General features: G+C 58.3%; 14 protein-coding genes. 5 read left to right on the top strand and 9 right to left on the bottom strand.

The features are described 5' to 3' along the window. Positions 1 to 733 (bottom strand): hypothetical protein (locus IPP88_11830; GenBank protein ID MBL0123380.1); only part of this gene is annotated, 733 nt, incomplete at its 3' end. A 420-nt stretch (positions 734 to 1,153) separates the two neighbouring features. Between IPP88_11830 and IPP88_11825 the strand changes: the two genes are divergently transcribed. The 5 genes from IPP88_11825 to IPP88_11805 all read left to right on the top strand — a co-directional run bounded on the left by IPP88_11825 (position 1,154) and on the right by IPP88_11805 (position 6,448). Continuing rightward, positions 1,154 to 1,984, top strand: coding sequence for an alpha/beta hydrolase (locus IPP88_11825; GenBank protein ID MBL0123379.1), 831 nt, complete (start codon positions 1,154 to 1,156; stop codon positions 1,982 to 1,984). A 203-nt stretch (positions 1,985 to 2,187) separates the two neighbouring features. Further along, entirely contained in the window at positions 2,188 to 3,402 is a 1,215-nt protein-coding gene (locus tag IPP88_11820; protein MBL0123378.1) for an efflux RND transporter periplasmic adaptor subunit, read from the top strand. 5 nt (positions 3,403 to 3,407) lie between these two features. Next, entirely contained in the window at positions 3,408 to 4,109 is a 702-nt protein-coding gene (locus IPP88_11815) for an ABC transporter ATP-binding protein (GenBank protein ID MBL0123377.1), read from the top strand. A gap of 1 nt (position 4,110) precedes the next feature. Continuing rightward, positions 4,111 to 5,271 carry an FtsX-like permease family protein gene (locus IPP88_11810; GenBank protein ID MBL0123376.1) on the top strand — a complete coding sequence of 387 codons (1,161 nt, stop codon included), beginning with the start codon at positions 4,111 to 4,113 and terminating at the stop codon, positions 5,269 to 5,271. A 10-nt stretch (positions 5,272 to 5,281) separates the two neighbouring features. Next, on the top strand, positions 5,282 to 6,448 hold the full coding sequence (locus tag IPP88_11805) for an ABC transporter permease (protein MBL0123375.1): 1,167 nt from the start codon (positions 5,282 to 5,284) through the stop codon (positions 6,446 to 6,448). Positions 6,449 to 6,474: 26 nt separating this feature from the next. On the opposite strand, the gene IPP88_11800 is transcribed toward IPP88_11805, so the two are convergent. The 8 genes from IPP88_11800 to IPP88_11765 form a co-directional block, all read right to left on the bottom strand. After that, positions 6,475 to 6,759, bottom strand: coding sequence for a DUF2249 domain-containing protein (locus IPP88_11800; GenBank protein MBL0123374.1), 285 nt, complete (start codon positions 6,757 to 6,759; stop codon positions 6,475 to 6,477). Positions 6,760 to 6,968: 209 nt separating this feature from the next. Next, positions 6,969 to 7,808 carry a pantoate--beta-alanine ligase gene (locus tag IPP88_11795; GenBank protein MBL0123373.1) on the bottom strand — a complete coding sequence of 280 codons (840 nt, stop codon included), beginning with the start codon at positions 7,806 to 7,808 and terminating at the stop codon, positions 6,969 to 6,971. A 30-nt stretch (positions 7,809 to 7,838) separates the two neighbouring features. Then, the gene (locus IPP88_11790) at positions 7,839 to 8,468 is read right to left on the bottom strand and encodes a deoxynucleoside kinase (GenBank protein ID MBL0123372.1); all 630 of its coding nucleotides are present in this window, start codon (positions 8,466 to 8,468) and stop codon (positions 7,839 to 7,841) included. Beyond that, positions 8,465 to 8,983: a 2-amino-4-hydroxy-6-hydroxymethyldihydropteridine diphosphokinase gene (gene folK / locus IPP88_11785; GenBank protein ID MBL0123371.1), complete on the bottom strand. Its 519-nt coding sequence runs from the start codon at positions 8,981 to 8,983 to the stop codon at positions 8,465 to 8,467. Before folK ends, IPP88_11790 begins: the two co-directional genes overlap by 4 nt. A 13-nt stretch (positions 8,984 to 8,996) precedes the next feature. Then, positions 8,997 to 10,460, bottom strand: a complete 1,464-nt coding sequence (gene pcnB, locus IPP88_11780; protein MBL0123370.1) for a polynucleotide adenylyltransferase PcnB — start codon at positions 10,458 to 10,460, stop codon at positions 8,997 to 8,999. 27 nt (positions 10,461 to 10,487) lie between these two features. Next, positions 10,488 to 11,144 (bottom strand): HAD family hydrolase, encoded by a 657-nt coding sequence (locus IPP88_11775; GenBank protein ID MBL0123369.1) that lies wholly within the window; start codon positions 11,142 to 11,144, stop codon positions 10,488 to 10,490. 7 nt (positions 11,145 to 11,151) lie between these two features. Continuing rightward, on the bottom strand, positions 11,152 to 11,811 hold the full coding sequence (hda, locus tag IPP88_11770; protein ID MBL0123368.1) for a DnaA regulatory inactivator Hda: 660 nt from the start codon (positions 11,809 to 11,811) through the stop codon (positions 11,152 to 11,154). A gap of 214 nt (positions 11,812 to 12,025) precedes the next feature. Then, positions 12,026 to 15,436, bottom strand: coding sequence for a carboxypeptidase regulatory-like domain-containing protein (locus IPP88_11765; protein MBL0123367.1), 3,411 nt, complete (start codon positions 15,434 to 15,436; stop codon positions 12,026 to 12,028). Positions 15,437 to 15,569 lie beyond the last annotated feature (133 nt).

The raw sequence follows: 15,569 nt of genomic DNA, 5'->3' as shown, positions 1-15,569 counted from the left end.
GATATTCGAACCGCCACGCCAGCCGATCAGTCTGCGGCGGCAACGTCGTGCCTTGCACCAGGCGGCTGGAGAGTATGACGAGTTCGGCGGGTACGTTCTTTGTCCTGCGTTCTTTGTACACAGGGAGGCTGCAATCGCCCTCCTTCTCGCACGCCTGTGTCAGGTAAGCTTTGCTGGCCGTGGCTTCAAGGTTGGCACTTGCCAGCACCGTGTCCCAGTTGACCTGGGGGAAAAAGAGAAATCGGCTATGGATCTGCCGCACGCGGTCTTTCGGCGAGACGGTCACGCTGACGTACGCGCCCTCCACCAGGACGCCCCTTTCCTGCTGCTCGAACGCGATGCGCTCATCGCCCGCATGGTCGCGCTGGACGGCGACTAACTGCAGGTGCGCATCCGGATTCAAGGTGCCGTACATCTTCGCGACCAGCGGATGAAAAAAAGCCGCCCGGCCACGTTCGGCGGGGTCCTTGGCCGAAGTAGGAAAGCCGCCCACTGCGTCGAAATCAACCATTGCCGGCGTATTGAGATCCGGGTCCACCACCACTTTCACCTTTGGCGCGAGCGCAGCCAGCGGCAATTCGCCGAAGCCGGGCAGCGTGGTGTTCTGCGCGAGTGCCGCACCCATGGGCAATCCCAGGATCGCGCTCACAAATGTCGTTCGCAGCTTCCGTGCAAACGGCCGATTGCGCTGAGTCGGTTTCACTTTCATCTTCATGCTCGTGCTCATACTCATGCTCATGCTCCTGATGGTCCGGGAATATCTCCGCTACCGACTAGAACGGATTCGGCGAAAAAGTCCCGCCAACGATTGTTTACCGGACATTCAGCCTATAGACCTTAGCTGCACACGAAACCCTAGCACTGGCGCGCCTTACCGGCCATAATTTGCCTGAAGACCGCTACAGTGCTTGAGTTTGTCCTGCGGGTACTATTAACCTCATTTCCGTTCGCCCTGAGGTATCGAAGGGCATTCCGGACGTAAATGAATCAATGCCTTACATTGAGTGTGCTTCGATACCTCAGCACGAACGGGGGGTTATTAGAAGTTCCGCTACATTTCGAAATCGCGGCGGTTGGTCATGTCAGCGGACAACCACAACGCTTGTATGTCTCGCTCCGTAGAAATTGCCAAGCGCACCCATTACCATTAGCCATGAATCCCATCGACGAAACCCTCGAACACGAATACAACAACCGCGCCCTGGTGCCGGAACACCCGGCCATCTTCGAGCGCTGGCGTGCCGCCTCCGCGGCGTTTCGTTTCCAGGCCGACGCGGAACTTGATCTTCAATACGGTCCCGCCGACCGCCACCGGATCGATCTGTTCCGCACGCCGAACGCACGCGGTACGGTGGTTTTCATTCACGGCGGCTACTGGCGCTCGCTCGACAAATCTGATTTTTCGTTTGTCGCGGCGCCCTTCATCGCGCGCGGACTCTGCGTGGCGGCGTTCAACTATCGGCTGTGCCCAAACGTCGGCGTTGGCGACATCATTGCAGATTGCCGGGATGCGTTGGCGTGGCTGCTGGCCGAGGGGCCGAAGCACGGCATGGCGGTGGATCGCGTTGCATTGACGGGGCACTCTGCGGGCGGGCATCTGGTATCGATGCTGTTTGCGACCGATTGGCGGCAACGGGGAATCGATCCGGCCGCAATTGTCGGCGGCGTGTCGCTGAGCGGCGTCGCCGATCTTGAACCGCTGCTGAAGTGCTCGATGAATGAGGACCTGCATCTGGATGCGACGACCGCGCGACTGGTCTCGCCCGTTTATCACCGATGCTGGCTTTCGGCGCCGCTGTATCTTGCGGTCGGCGCCGAAGAGAGCCCGGCATTCCGCGCGCAGACGCGGCAACTGCAGCGCGTGTGGCCTGCGACGTGCCCGGTGGCGGAGGAGATTGTTGCCTGCAACCATTTCACCATCGTCGATGATTTTGTGCGAACAGAGAGCAAGGGAATTCAGTTTGTGAATCGGTTGTTTGCCTGATTGGCACAACGACGACAGGCTAAGCGGGTTGTTTGGAAGTGGCGCTCCATCGCAACGCAAAAACCCGGGCGTTCAGCAATTCGCGCCCCATTGCGGTGAACTGCGCACGGATACACACCATTCGCCGCATGACTGCAATGCCGGTCATAGTGCATCCCCTATAATCCGTCTCACCATTCCCGACCCTTTCCAGGAACACCGCCGTGGCCACTCCCGATCTCTCCAAGCTCACCATTTCCCGCGATCAAAAGGCGTTCACCGGCAAGAAGTCCGGTCGCCGGAAATGGGTGATCATCGCCATCGTCATTGCTGTCTTGGGCGGCGCCGCAGTCGCATGGCGCAGCGGTGGCGGCACCCAGCAGGTGGAAAGCGGTATTGTCGCCAGCGCCTACCCCTCGCAAGCCATCACCGTCCTGAATGCCACCGGGCGCGTCTCGGCACAACGCAAAGCGGCCGTTTCCACCAAGGCAACGGGCCGGCTGGAATTCCTGGCGGTACAGGAAGGCTCCATCGTCAAGGCCGGGCAGATTCTGGCGCGCATCGAGAACCGCGACGTGTCGGCCACACAGGATCAGGCGCAGGCCAGCTTGCGCGCGGCCAGGGCCAATGTGGAACAAGGCATGGCGGAATGGCGCGATGCCGATTCCAATCTGAAGCGTTCGGAAGATCTGGCCAAGAAGAATTTCATTTCCTCCGCCACGCTAGATACCGCGAAGGCGCGATTCGACAAGGCCCGGGCGGCAGTGGCTTCGCTCAACGGCGCCGTCGGTGTAGCGGAAGCCAACGTGCGCGCGGCCAATGTCTCGGTCGAGCAAACGCTGATCCGCGCGCCCTTCGATGGCGTCGTGCTCACCAAGAATGCCAACGTCGGCGATATCATCACGCCGTTTTCGTCGGCGGCGGATTCCAAGGGCGCGGTGGTCAACATGGCGGATATGTCGACGCTGGAAGTGGAAGCCGATGTGTCGGAAATTTCCCTGAGCAAGATTACCGTCGCGCAACCGGTCGAAATTCAGCTCGATGCGTTTCCCGATTTGCGATTGCTCGGCAAGGTGAGCCGCATTGTGCCGACCGTGGATCGATCGAAAGCGACCGTGCTGGTCAAGGTGGAATTTGTCGAGAAAGACAATCGCGTGCTGCCGGACATGAGTGCGAAGGTGTCATTCCTGTCGCGTGATCTGAAACCTGAAGAACGCAAACCGGTCATCGCGGTGCAGCCGGCCGCATTGGTCAAGCGCGACGGCAAGGATGTGCTGTTCCAGATCGACAACAACGCCGCCAAACTCGTCGCCGTGACGGTCGGCAACAAGATCGGTGACCTCGTGCAAGTCTCCGGCGTGAAGCCCGGCGACAAAATCGTGCTGACGCCTTCCGAGAAGGTGAAGGATGGCACCGCTGTTGCGATCCTCAAGAAGTGACGCTGATGGTTGATTCGTCGAACACGCTGGTGGAAATCAGGAACCTCACCAAGGGCTACTCGCGCGGCGGGCAAGCCGTGCCGGTGCTGGACAACATCACGCTCAATATTGCGCGCGGCGAATTCATTGCGCTGATGGGTCCGTCCGGCTCGGGAAAGTCCACGCTGCTCAATCTGATCGCCGGCATCGACAAGCCCGATTCGGGTGTTCTCAAGATCGACGGCGAAGATATCACTGCGCTTTCCGAAGGCGAGCTGGCCGACTGGCGCGCGGCCAATATCGGCTTCATCTTCCAGTTCTACAATCTGATGCCGGTGCTGACCGCATTCGAGAACGTGGAGCTGCCGTTGCTGCTGACCAACCTGTCGAAGTCCGAGCGCCGCGAGCGCGTCGAAATGACATTGGCGCTGGTGGGATTGTCGGACCGCATGGAGCATTACCCGAACGAGCTTTCCGGCGGCCAGCAGCAGCGCGTTGCGATCGCGCGCGCGATCGTCACGGACCCGACGATTCTGGTGTGCGATGAACCGACCGGTGACCTCGACAAACAATCGGCCAGCGATGTGCTCGGCATGCTGAAACAATTGAATACCGAAATGGGCAAAACCATCATCATGGTCACGCACGATGGTCATGCGGCCGAGGCGGCGAAACACATTGTTCATCTGGAAAAAGGTGAGCTCATTAACGAGGCCGTGCCGGGCTGACATGTATTACCTGAAACTCATCTTCAAGAACGTCTTCCGCGCCAAGCTGCGCTCCAGCCTGACGATCGTCGGCCTGGTGATCGCCATCCTCGCGTTCGGCTTGCTGCAGACCGTTGTCGACGCCTGGTTCGCCGGGGCGAACGCGTCCTCGACCGCGCGCATGGTCACGCGCAATGCCATCTCGCTGGTGTTCCCGATGCCGTTGTATTACCGCGATCGCATCAAGTCGGTGTCCGGTGTCAAATCGGTTTCACACTCACAATGGTTCGGCGGCATCTACATCGAGCCAAAGAATTTCTTCCCGCAGTTCGCGGTGGACAGCGAGAACTATTTCGAGATGTATCCGGAGTTCATCATCAAGCCGGAAGAGCTACTGGCCTTCAAGCGCGATCGCCAGGGCGCCGTGGTCGGGCGCAAGCTCGCGGATCAATATGGCTGGAAGGTGGGCGATGTGGTTCCCATTCGCGGCACCATCTTCCCCGGTAACTGGCAGTTCAACATTCGCGCTATCTTCGACGGCAAGGATGAAACCACCGTCACGCGCCAGTTCTATTTCCAGTTCAGTTACATCAATGAGTATCTTTTGAAGCGCTATCCCAAGCGCGCGGATCAGATTGGCATCTTCAACATCGAAGTCACCGATCCTGGCCGCATTGCCGACATTGGCAAGGCAATCGATGCCGAATTCAAGAACTCGTTGGCGGAGACACTCACCGAAACCGAGAAGTCCTTTCAACTGGGATTCATCGCCCAGTCAGAAGCGATCGTGGTCGCGATTCGCGTCGTTTCTTTCGTGGTCATTCTCATCATCATGGCGGTCGTCGCCAATACGATGGCGATGACAGCGCGTGAACGCCTGGCCGAATACGCGACGCTGAAAGCGCTGGGATTCTCGCCCGGCTTTGTCGCCGGACTGGTGTTCGGCGAGGCGCTGATGCTCGCGCTGATCGGCGCGGGGATCGGCATCCTGCTGACGTTTCCCGTCGCGCAAGGTTTTGCCGCGTCACCAGCGGGTGCGGTGTTTGCAGTGTTCAAAGTATCGCAGGACACCGTGCTTCTGCAGCTCGCCAGCGCGTTGGTGGTTGGTGTCATCGCCTCGCTGGTTCCCGGTTGGCGCAGTGCAAATATCAAGATCGTTGATGGTCTGAGGCACGTGGGATGAGGCGCCCCGGATGAAGGTTCCGTTCTCATACGTCTTCCGCAATCTGTGGACGCGCAAACTCACCACCGCGCTGACTGCGGGTGGCATGGCGCTGGTCGCCTTCGTCTTCGCTGCCGTGCTGATGCTCGATGCGGGCCTGAAGCAAACCATGGTCGGTACCGGCAGTTTCGACAACGTGATCTTCATCCGAAAGGGCGCGGAGACAGAAATCCAGAGCGGCGTCTCGCGCGACCAGGCTTCACTGCTGGAGAGCCTGCCGCAAATCGCACGCGATGTAGACGGGCGCGCGATGGTGTCCAAAGAATCCGTTGTGCTGATTTCACTGACCAAGCGCGGCCAGGACAAGGGCTCGAATATCGTTACACGCGGACTGCCGCCGATGGGCCTGACCCTGCGCCCACAGGTCAAAATCATCAGCGGCCGGATGTTTCGGCCAGGTTCATCCGAGATCGTGGTGGGTCGGAGTATCTTCGAGGATTTTGAAGGTGTGGCGATCGGCCAGTCGCTGCGTTTCGCGCAAAGAGATTGGCTGGTGGTCGGCATGTTCGATGGCGGCAAGAGTGCCTTCGATTCCGAAGTCTGGGGCGACAGCGAACAACTGATGCAGGCGTTCCGGCGCGGCGGTTACTCTTCCGCGATCGGCCATCTCGCGGACAGTAATTCCTTTGACGCACTGAAGGCCGATGTGGAGGGCGATATTCGTTTGACGGTTGAAGGCAAGCGCGAGCAGATCTTTTACGAGGACCAGTCGCGCGCGCTGTCGACGTTCATTTCAATACTCGGCACGGTGCTGTCGGTGATCTTCTCGCTCGGCGCCATGATCGGCGCGGCGATCACCATGTATTCGGCGGTGGCCATGCGGACAGCGGAAATCGGCACGTTACGCGCACTGGGGTTTCGCCGGCCATCGATTCTCGCCGCGTTTCTGCTCGAAGCCCTGCTGCTGTCGCTGGTGGGCGGCATCGGCGGATTGGTGTTCGCGTCGTTCCTGCAAGTCATCACCATATCCACCCTCAACTTCCAATCGTTTTCCCAGCTCGCGTTTGGATTTACGCTGACACCAGGCATTGTCCTTCAGACGCTGCTGTTCTCGTTGCTGATGGGCTTTGTCGGTGGATTCCTGCCGGCGATGGAGGCGTCGCGGCTGAAAATTGTGGACGCGTTGCGCGCGGCGTAAATGTCGCGGAACGTTGCAGAGCGCCCCTATTTCGCAGGTGCGGATTTGTCTGGACCTTCAGAAACTCCGCTCTCGGCTTCAATGGGCGCAACCTCCGCAGGCAGTTCCCACATGACTACCTCACAATGTCCCTGCGCGATGTTCTCGCTGCGGTATGCATAGTTGTTGCGTAGCAGGAACCGGAATAACGGCACAGGTTCGTGGGGGACGATCAATTTCAGCTTGTCACCGAGTTGCAGTTCGCCCAGCGCTTCGAGCATGCGTTCGAATGGCTCGGGCGGTGGCAGGTTGCGCGCATCAATAATCTTCATGTCATCTCCGAAGGCTTGGTTCAGCGGCGTCGCGAAAAAAATCCAAACACCAGCACCGGCGCGGCCATCAGGCATAAATGCCGCCAGAAGCCGCGCCAATACTGGCTTTCACGATCCTGCCAGGCGGGCAGATATCATCTCGCTACCGCAGCGGGCAGCGACAAGGCAGATCGTGATGCGCCAGCCTTTGACGATGCTGCCAATACCGATCAAGTTGTTTGCAGCGATATCTCAATGTTGTCGATGAGCCGCGGGGCGCCGAGCCGGGCTGCCGCCAGGACCACCAACGCCGTGTCGCCTGGTACCGGTACAAGCAAATCGCTTTGCCGCCTGATGGCGATGTAGTCTGGCTGCCAGCCACGCGCCGCAAGCGCTTTCGTGGCGTTTGTTTCCAGTTCGGCATAACGGCGGTTTCCTGCCCCGATCTCTGCCTTGATTCGCGTCAGTGCGGCATACAACTGTGGCGCCTCGGCACGTTCTGCCTCGCTCAGGTAGGCATTGCGCGACGACAGCGCAAGGCCATCATTAGCCCGCACCGTTTCGGCCAGGATCATTTCCACGGGCAAATTGAATTGGCGCACCATGTCGCTTAACACGCGGCATTGCTGGTAATCCTTCTTGCCGAACAGGGCGACATGCGGCTGCACCATGTTGAACAGTTTCAGCACCACCGTCGCCACACCGCGAAAGTGCCCCGGACGCACCAGGCCATCAAGGATGTGCTGGATCTCCGGTGGCTCCACCAGATAGGTCTGCGGTTCGCCATACATCTCTTTTTCGTCGGGTGCGAACACGACATCCACGCCAGCTGCACGGCAACGATCGCAGTCATCGGTGAAGGTTCGGGGATATTTGTCGAAGTCTTCCTTCGGTCCGAACTGCAGGCGGTTGACGAAGATGGACACCACCACGCATTCGACGCGATCACGCACGATCCGCGTGAGGTCGATATGTCCATCGTGCAAGTTACCCATGGTCGGCACAAAACCAATGGAATCCTCGCGCTTGAGGCGCGCACGAAGCTCGGCGACTGTATGTATGACGTCCATGTTCGGGCAATGTTGTGGAGGTGGCAGCGTTCAGGCCGCGTTAAAGTATTCGCGCATACCGCGCAGCGATTCTATACGACTCACCAGCATCCCGAAATGTTCGCGATTTTCTGCAAAATCGAAGCGGTCGCTATTAACGATCAACAGCGGCGATTCGGAATACTCGTAGAAATGGCGGGTGTAGGATTCGGATAAACGCATCATATAGTCTTCGCTGATGCTTTTTTCCATTGGCCGGCCGCGCCGCTGAATCCGCGCCATCAAGTGCTCCACCGAGGTCTGAAGATATATCACGAGGTCCGGGGTGGGTGCCTGTGGCCGCAAATGATTGTAGAGCTGCGAATACAGGCTGAATTCGTTGTCGTCGAGGGTCAGCTTGGCGAACAACCGATCCTTGGCCAGCATGTAGTCAGCGATGATCTTGCGCTCGAAGAGATCCGGTTGCCGGATCGCCGACAATTGATTCACGCGCTGAAACAGGAAGAACATCTGCGTGGCGAGCGCGTGGCGTTTCATATCGCGATAGAAAAGTGGAAGGAACGGATTTGCACCCGGTTCTTCCATGATCAATTCGGCGTCATAGTGCTCTGAGAGCCGCCGCGCCAGCGTTGTTTTGCCACTGCCGATCGGGCCTTCCACAACGACATACCGGTACTTCATGAGTTGCCCACTTTATGGACGCCGCTCGCATCCAGCTTTGAAAGTAACTCCTTCGCGCAACCTTTGCCCGCAATACTTACGTCCGGCGCGATTTCCAGCAGGGGCACGAGAACGAACGCACGTTCGTGCATACGCGGGTGAGGCGTGGTCAATCTGTCATCGTCGATAAGCGACTCGCCGAAAAGGAGTATGTCGAGATCCAGCGTCCGCGGCCCATTTTTCTCCTTTCGCACCCGTGCATGGCGCTGCTCGATTTCCAGCAAGCGCCGCAACAGATCGTGCGGCGACAGGGTCGTCTCAACCTGTGCTACGGCATTGATAAAACGCGGTTGGTCGGTAATGCCGACCGGCGCAGTCTCATACTGGGACGATACTTTCACCAGTTCGACATCCGGAATTTCGTCAATTTCGTGGATCGCCGTCTGGACTTGCGCCTCGGGATAGTCGAGGTTGCTGCCCAGTCCGATGAAGACGGTCGAGCGTATCGCCAGCAGCGCGGCGGGAGAGAGCGCCATGGGTGGCTTTACCCTAGCTTTCGCCCGATGATGAGTCGGTGCCAGCGTCCGGCGCGCCCGCGGATGATCCCGGCTGGGCAGGTTTTTTCTTGCGGCGGCGGCGCTTGCTTTTTTTCGGTTCGTCGTCCGGCAATAACATCGATTCGCGCACGGCATCATCGGCGAACTGGAATCGCTCCCACCATGCGGCGATTTCCTTGTCGGCATCACCCGCTTCGGCGCGCAGCGCAAAGAAATCATAACTCGCGCGAAAGCGCGGATGGCTGAGGTTGCGATATGCCTTGACTTGGGAACGCTGCAGGAATCGCGGTTGCGCGAGCCACAGCTCCTTGATCAGCGGATCAAGGCGACGGGGAATGGCGAGTGTCTTTCGTGCCTCGTCGAGCACGTCATCCATCGCCTCATGCATGGCCTGCGCGGTGCGCACGCCACCGGCTTCGAGATGCTGCCAGCGCGCCACCATCGGGTGCCAGAACAGCGCCGCAAAGAGAAACGCGGGCGACACGCCCTTGTCCGCCGCGATGCGCTGATCGGTACGCTCCAGAGCGAGCGTGATGAATGGCCGCGTCAATGGATCGTCAAACAATCGGTCCAGCACCGGCAGCAAACCCAGATGCAACCCGAGCTTTCGCAACTTGGCGAGACCGACCAGTGCGTGCCCGGAAAACAGCAGCTTCACCATTTCATCGAACAGTCGCGCGGTCGGAACGTTGTCAAGCAATGGCGCCAGGGTCGCGATCGGCTTTTCGGTCGCGGTGTCGATGGCAAACTCCAGCTTTGACGCCAGCCGCGCCGCTCTCAGCATGCGCACCGGATCTTCCCGATAGCGCGCCTCGGGATCGCCGATCATGACCACACGCTTTTTCTGGATATCGGCGACGCCGTGCACGAAGTCCCACACCTCTTCGCGTTCCGGATCATAGAACAGCGCGTTCATGGTGAAATCGCGGCGGATGGCGTCCTCTTCCTGATTACCGAACACGTTGTCGCGCAGCAACCGGCCGTGTTCGTCAGAACGGGCGTTACTATCGTCGGCTTCCGGATCGGTATGGCTCGAACGAAACGTGGAGACCTCGATCGTTTCATCGCGAAACATTACATGCACGAGACGGAATCGCCGGCCGATGATGCGCGCACGCCGGAACACGCCGCGCACCTGTTCGGGCGTGGCATCGGTTGCGACGTCAAAATCTTTTGGATGGCGCCCCAGCAGCAGATCGCGCACGGCGCCGCCGACGACGAACGCCTTGTACCCTGCGCGCTGCAGGCCCTCGCATACCGTGATGGCGGATTCGGAAAGATCATCGCGATGGATACCGTGTTCCGGCTGCGAATAGATCCGCCAGCCCCCATTTGCCGGTTTGCCCGGCTTGGCTGCCTTGGTCCCGGAAGCGCGCGCCCTGCGCGCGTCGTCGGCATTGGCCGGGTTCGCAGCCTTGGTGCTTCCAAACACTCTTTGTATGAATTTTTTTATCACGAGTAATGTGCAATCAGCGCGGGCGCATCAATGAAGAGAAAGAATCGGCCAACCCTGGGTGAGCGCATGCTCACGCAGGGTGGCATCGGGATTGACGGCGACGGGGTGACTCACCACGCTCAGCAGTGGCAAGTCGTTCAGTGAATCGCTGTAAAAATAACAGCGCTCGAAATCAGACATCTTCTTGCCCAACGAGGAAAGCCACTGTTCGACGCGGGTCACTTTCCCTTCGCGAAACGATGGCAAGCCTGATACCTTGCCAGTGTAGCGTCCATCGGCGATTTCAGCCACGCACGCGATCAGATGTGGCACGCCGAATCGCTCGGCAATAGGGGTGGTGACAAAGGAATTGGTCGCGGTCACGACCGCGCACAAATCATCTTTATGTTGAGCCACGAGCGCCAGCGCGGCAGCCGTGACCATGGGTTCGATTTTTTTCGCCATATATCCATCATGCAGCGGCTTCAGTTCTTCGGGCGTCTTGCCCGCGAGCATCGACAAGGCAAATGCCAGGTACTCGTGGACGTTCAGGGTGCCTGCCTTGTACTGTGCCCAGAATTCATCGTTCTTCTTCTTGAAGACGTCGCCATCGACGACGCCTGCCTCGACCAGGAATTGGCCCCACGCATGATCGCTGTCGCCATTCAGCAATGTGTAGTCAAGATCGAAGAGCGCGAGATTCATGTTGGTTTCACACCAGTGAGGGCTGCGACATTTGTTTCAGCAACGGCAGCGTGATTTCACGGCTGGTTTCCAGTGAATACTGGTCCAGTGCGTCAAGCATCTGGATTAACGATGCCATATCACGACGGGCATGGCGAAGAAGATAGCCAACCACTTCTTCGCGCAGCGCGAATCCGCGCGTACGCGCATGCGCATGCAGCGCTTCGGCCTTCTCGGAATCCGACAGCGGGTGCAACTGAAACACCAGGCCGCTACCGAGTCGCGACGCCAGATCGCGACGCAGCGTCAAATCACGGGGTGCGGCATTGCCTGAGGCGACCAACACGCCCGATGTCATATGCTGACGGTTGATCAAATCGAATAATGCCTGCTGCGAGTCGCCGTTCAGCGACTGGGCGTCATCGATGGCATAGTGGATTGCGGCGTCCGGTTTGCCGACAGGCGTCTCTGGCGACAGAGTCGCATAACCGAACCCCTGACAAGCCTTGATGAGGTGCGATTTGCCACTGCCGGCAACGCCCCACAGGTAAAGAATTTTGGCGGAAGTTCCCGGCGCCGTATCCAGTTGGCCGCGCAAGGCCGCCAGCGCCTCGACATTTCGGCCCGCAACGAAATTGGTAAGCGTGGGCGCGGGGATGGGGATGAGGTCCAGAACGAGTTGCTTCACAACGGAATTATACCTTTCACCCGAACGAGAACCGGCAATGCCGCCGCATTGAATGTAAATGTGGTTCATCGGAAGTCCCGTGGCCCGCACCGGTGTGAAAGAGTGCGATCAATGAAAGGCGCGCAGTGGTGGGGCAAGCACCGCGCCGCTTCAAATGAAAACGGCCAGTGTTCCCACCGGCCGTTTTTTTGTCGCGCAACAGGGTGTGCTGGAATTAGAACTCGTAGCGGAATGTTGCCTGCACCGCCCATTGCGATTCGCCGCGTGCCTGACGGGTAACAAAATCCTCGGTCGTAACACCGGTCATGCGGTAGATGTACTTGCCGCTGGCATCCAGACCACCAAATTGAACAAAACTGCGCGCCAAACCGCCTGCCGACTGGAAGGCCACTTCATCAATTTGGCCCCATTTCTTGTTGATCATGTTGCCAACGTTGAGCAGGTCAAGCACGAACACAGACTTGTGCTTCTTGAGCAAGCCCGGCAATTCCTGGCTAATGCGCAGATCGAAGCTATTGGTCCACGGCGCAAAGGCGGAATTGCGTTCAACTACCCTTCCCCTTGCATCACGCAAAGTCGGCTGTGAATTCACGAATGCCCAGAAGGCTGACTCGACGCGGCGATCCGTGGCGCTATCGCCCGAAAATATCACCTCGCCAGATCCCGGACCCGTCGGAATGTACATCAAGTCATTGCCGGCAGTACCGTCACCGTTCAAATCATTCTCATAGGTCCAGCTATACGGCTTGCCTCTACGTACTTCGGCAAACAAGCCGACAGATGTCTTGTAGCTGCCGAAAAAGTTGTGTTGCCAGTTGAGCGTACCATTTGCACGGCTCTTCACCAGATAGGCCGAGTTGGCGGCCACTTCTTCGTTTGGATTGAAGATCGAGCGCGACTGGAAATTCGAGAACGCTACCGAAGAAGTCAACGGGCTCACTTCGGTCGCATCCGTGTATGTATAAGACAAGGACCAACCCCAGCCCTTGGACATCGGACGGCTCAACGAGACGGTTGCCAAATTGCCACGGCCCTTGTCTGTTCCTGTGGCCAGCAACACATTTGCGAAGCTACGGTTCCGTAGTGCGGTGTTGCCGAAGCCGGCACAGTTTGCCCCAGGACCCCAGCAATTCGCCGCATACGATTGCGGCGAATAGAACAGTTGGCGGCCATCCGTACCAGTTCGGGTTGGTTCACCAATGTTTAGATTCTGGTAGAAGACGCCTTGTTTCGTCTTGGTGTACAGGTACTCCATTCCGAACACCACACCACCGAATGGTAATTCATGCTCGAAGCCCAGATTTGCTTTCCAAACCGACGGCTGGCCCATGTTGGGATCCACAAAGTCGACTGAAGCGGCTGGTGGTGTGCCCGGGACATTGGTCGGTTGGGTCAGCGGGTTAGCGCTGAAGAATCCACTTGTCGGACAAGTGGCGGTCGTGCAGGTAATAACACGGGTCGCTACGCCCGCATTCTGGAATTGATTGGCAAACCAGACGTTGGCCGCGGCGCCCTGAAACAGCCCGAAGCCACCGCGCAATTGCGTGGCGCGGCTGGTATCGAAGGTGTAGTTGAAACCAACACGCGGCTGGACCAGATCACTGCCGTCAATCGTCCGGGTATTGTCCAGACCGAACCCACCTGTCGCGCTCGTAATGGTATTGCCGGAAACGCTTCCCTTAACGGGTGCGACTGCCGCCGCAGCGTTTGCGGGCGGCTTCTCCGGGATACTCAGGGAATCGAGACGTACACCGGCAGAAACGGTCAAATTGCTGTTGATGGACCAGGTGTCTTGCAGGAAAACACCCAGGTTCTTAAGGGTAAAGTTCGCCACACCATCGGTGAGCGTTTTGCCCGGCGCCGCAACCTGCACGGTATAGGCGGTGGGACGACCGCGGCTGAAGTTTTCCAGCACAGCTTGCTCGATAACGGCAGGTGACGATGTTGCGCAGTTAACGGCACCGAGCGTATATACGTAGGTGGCGCTGCTGTTTACGCAGGCAAACGTGTAGTTGCCTTTGGTGTTTTGCAGGAAAGCGTTGAAAATCTTGTTGTCGCTATAGTCGGAACCGAATTTCAATTCGTGTGTACCGCGAGTCCAGTTTGCACCAAGGTACATGTCCTGCGTTTCGGTCGCCAGATTATTGAAATGACGGCTGCGTTCCGTTCCGAAAATGATGCCGCGGGTACCCGTACCGAACGAGGCAGGCGCGCCGGCCGGCAGCGGTCCCGTGACATTCAGCTTGATTTCAGGCGTGTCCACCGTATTGACCGGTTTGCTCTTGTAGTCGCGAGTCGAAAACTTGGCCTCGGTCGAAAACGTTGGCGTCCAGTCAGCAAACCATTGGCCCACGATCGTTTCAATTTCTTTGACCTGCGTATACAAATGCGAGCTCAAGGTCAGCTGATTGGGAAAGAAATCAGGGAACTGCGGCTCGGTCTGTTCCGTCTTGGCGTAACGAACACTGGCGCGATGTTGCGCGTTGATGTTCCAGTCGAGTTTGAGCAATGTATCCTTTACCAGCAACTTGGCGCCGTTGTTGGTACTGGCCGTGCCGATATTCAACCCGTACTGGCTGGAGGCGAGCGCGGCGGCGGCGGTAATAAACCCCGGGGTCACAGGGACGGTAGTGCTGGTGACGGTGCCGATGGGGCCAAAATCCGGCGCAGCGCGAGTGCTTTCCAGCTCTTCGTAGGCGGCGAAGAAAAAGAGTTTGTCCTTGATGATCGGGCCGCCAAGGGTGGCACCCGTGGTCTTTTCCTTGAATGCCGGGGCGTCGACATAGGCGTCGGATGTGCGGTTGTAACGCTGGCCGACAAGTTTGTCATCGCGGGTGACGTAGTACACGCTGCCCTTGAACTCATTGGTTCCCGACTTGGTGACCGCATTGATATTCGCGCCGGTGTAGCCTTTCTGGGTCACGTCGTAGTTGGACACGTTGATCTGCACCGACTGGATCGCATCGATGGATATGGGCTGCTTGGCGGTCGGCGCATTGTTCGATTCCAGGCCAAACGTGTCACTTGTGGTGACGCCGTCGATGGTCAGCGAGTTGTAGCGTGAGTTCTGGCCGCCAGCGGAAATTTCGCCGCGCTCTTTGTCGGTCTGCGAAATGCGCGGATCGATACGAGCATAGTCTTGCAGGTTGCGCTGCACCGATGCAAAAGCGTCGAGTTCGGCGCGACCGATGCTGGTGGTAGCGCCCATTGAGGTGTTGCTGAATTTATCCGAGCCGACGTTTTGGCCGGTCACGACAATGGTATCGATCGCCTGAGTCGCACCACCTAGCTTGGCGTCTACGCTTGCCGTTTCCGCGAGCTGCAGGAAGACGTTCTCACGTTTTTCGACTACACCATCCTTGGTGATGGTGATCGTGTACGGACCACCGGTGCGCAGACCTCGCGCCAGATAGCGTCCCTCGGCATCGGTGGTGAGGTTGCTGATCGAACCGGACTCCTGGTGGAGGACGGTCACTTGCGCGCCGGAGACGGCCTTGCCGTCAATGCCAGTAATGCGTCCGCCAATCGCGGAGGTCGTATTTTGCGCGAAGGCCGGTACGGTACTCATGGCAAGCGCGACGGCAAAGGCAAGCTTTGAGAGGCGAACCCGATTGTTATTGATCATGGTAGTTACCCCAGAGTGGAAGTAGTGATGAGGGTGAGTGCGATTTGGAAAACCACCTGAATTTCTTTTCCAGATCGATTCAAAAAAACAGCCGAGGACAGGAATACAGGTGCTTGGTTCACAACTAGCTTTG

This window comes from Betaproteobacteria bacterium, assembly GCA_016720925.1.
GTDB lineage: Bacteria > Pseudomonadota > Gammaproteobacteria > Burkholderiales > Usitatibacteraceae > UKL13-2.
Note: the sequence above shows the minus strand (reverse complement) of the source record. Positions and strands in the feature narration are given on the sequence as shown.

Coding starts and splice junctions, on each gene's coding strand:
- IPP88_11810 (MBL0123376.1), top strand. CDS start 4,111: ATGTATTACCTGAAACTCATCTTCAAGAACGTCTTCCGCGCCAAGCTG.
- IPP88_11765 (MBL0123367.1), bottom strand. CDS start 15,436: ATGATCAATAACAATCGGGTTCGCCTCTCAAAGCTTGCCTTTGCCGTC.
- folK (MBL0123371.1), bottom strand. CDS start 8,983: ATGGCGCTCTCTCCCGCCGCGCTGCTGGCGATACGCTCGACCGTCTTC.
- IPP88_11825 (MBL0123379.1), top strand. CDS start 1,154: ATGAATCCCATCGACGAAACCCTCGAACACGAATACAACAACCGCGCC.
- IPP88_11805 (MBL0123375.1), top strand. CDS start 5,282: ATGAAGGTTCCGTTCTCATACGTCTTCCGCAATCTGTGGACGCGCAAA.
- IPP88_11815 (MBL0123377.1), top strand. CDS start 3,408: ATGGTTGATTCGTCGAACACGCTGGTGGAAATCAGGAACCTCACCAAG.
- IPP88_11790 (MBL0123372.1), bottom strand. CDS start 8,468: ATGAAGTACCGGTATGTCGTTGTGGAAGGCCCGATCGGCAGTGGCAAA.
- IPP88_11800 (MBL0123374.1), bottom strand. CDS start 6,759: ATGAAGATTATTGATGCGCGCAACCTGCCACCGCCCGAGCCATTCGAA.
- IPP88_11795 (MBL0123373.1), bottom strand. CDS start 7,808: ATGGACGTCATACATACAGTCGCCGAGCTTCGTGCGCGCCTCAAGCGC.
- IPP88_11775 (MBL0123369.1), bottom strand. CDS start 11,144: ATGAATCTCGCGCTCTTCGATCTTGACTACACATTGCTGAATGGCGAC.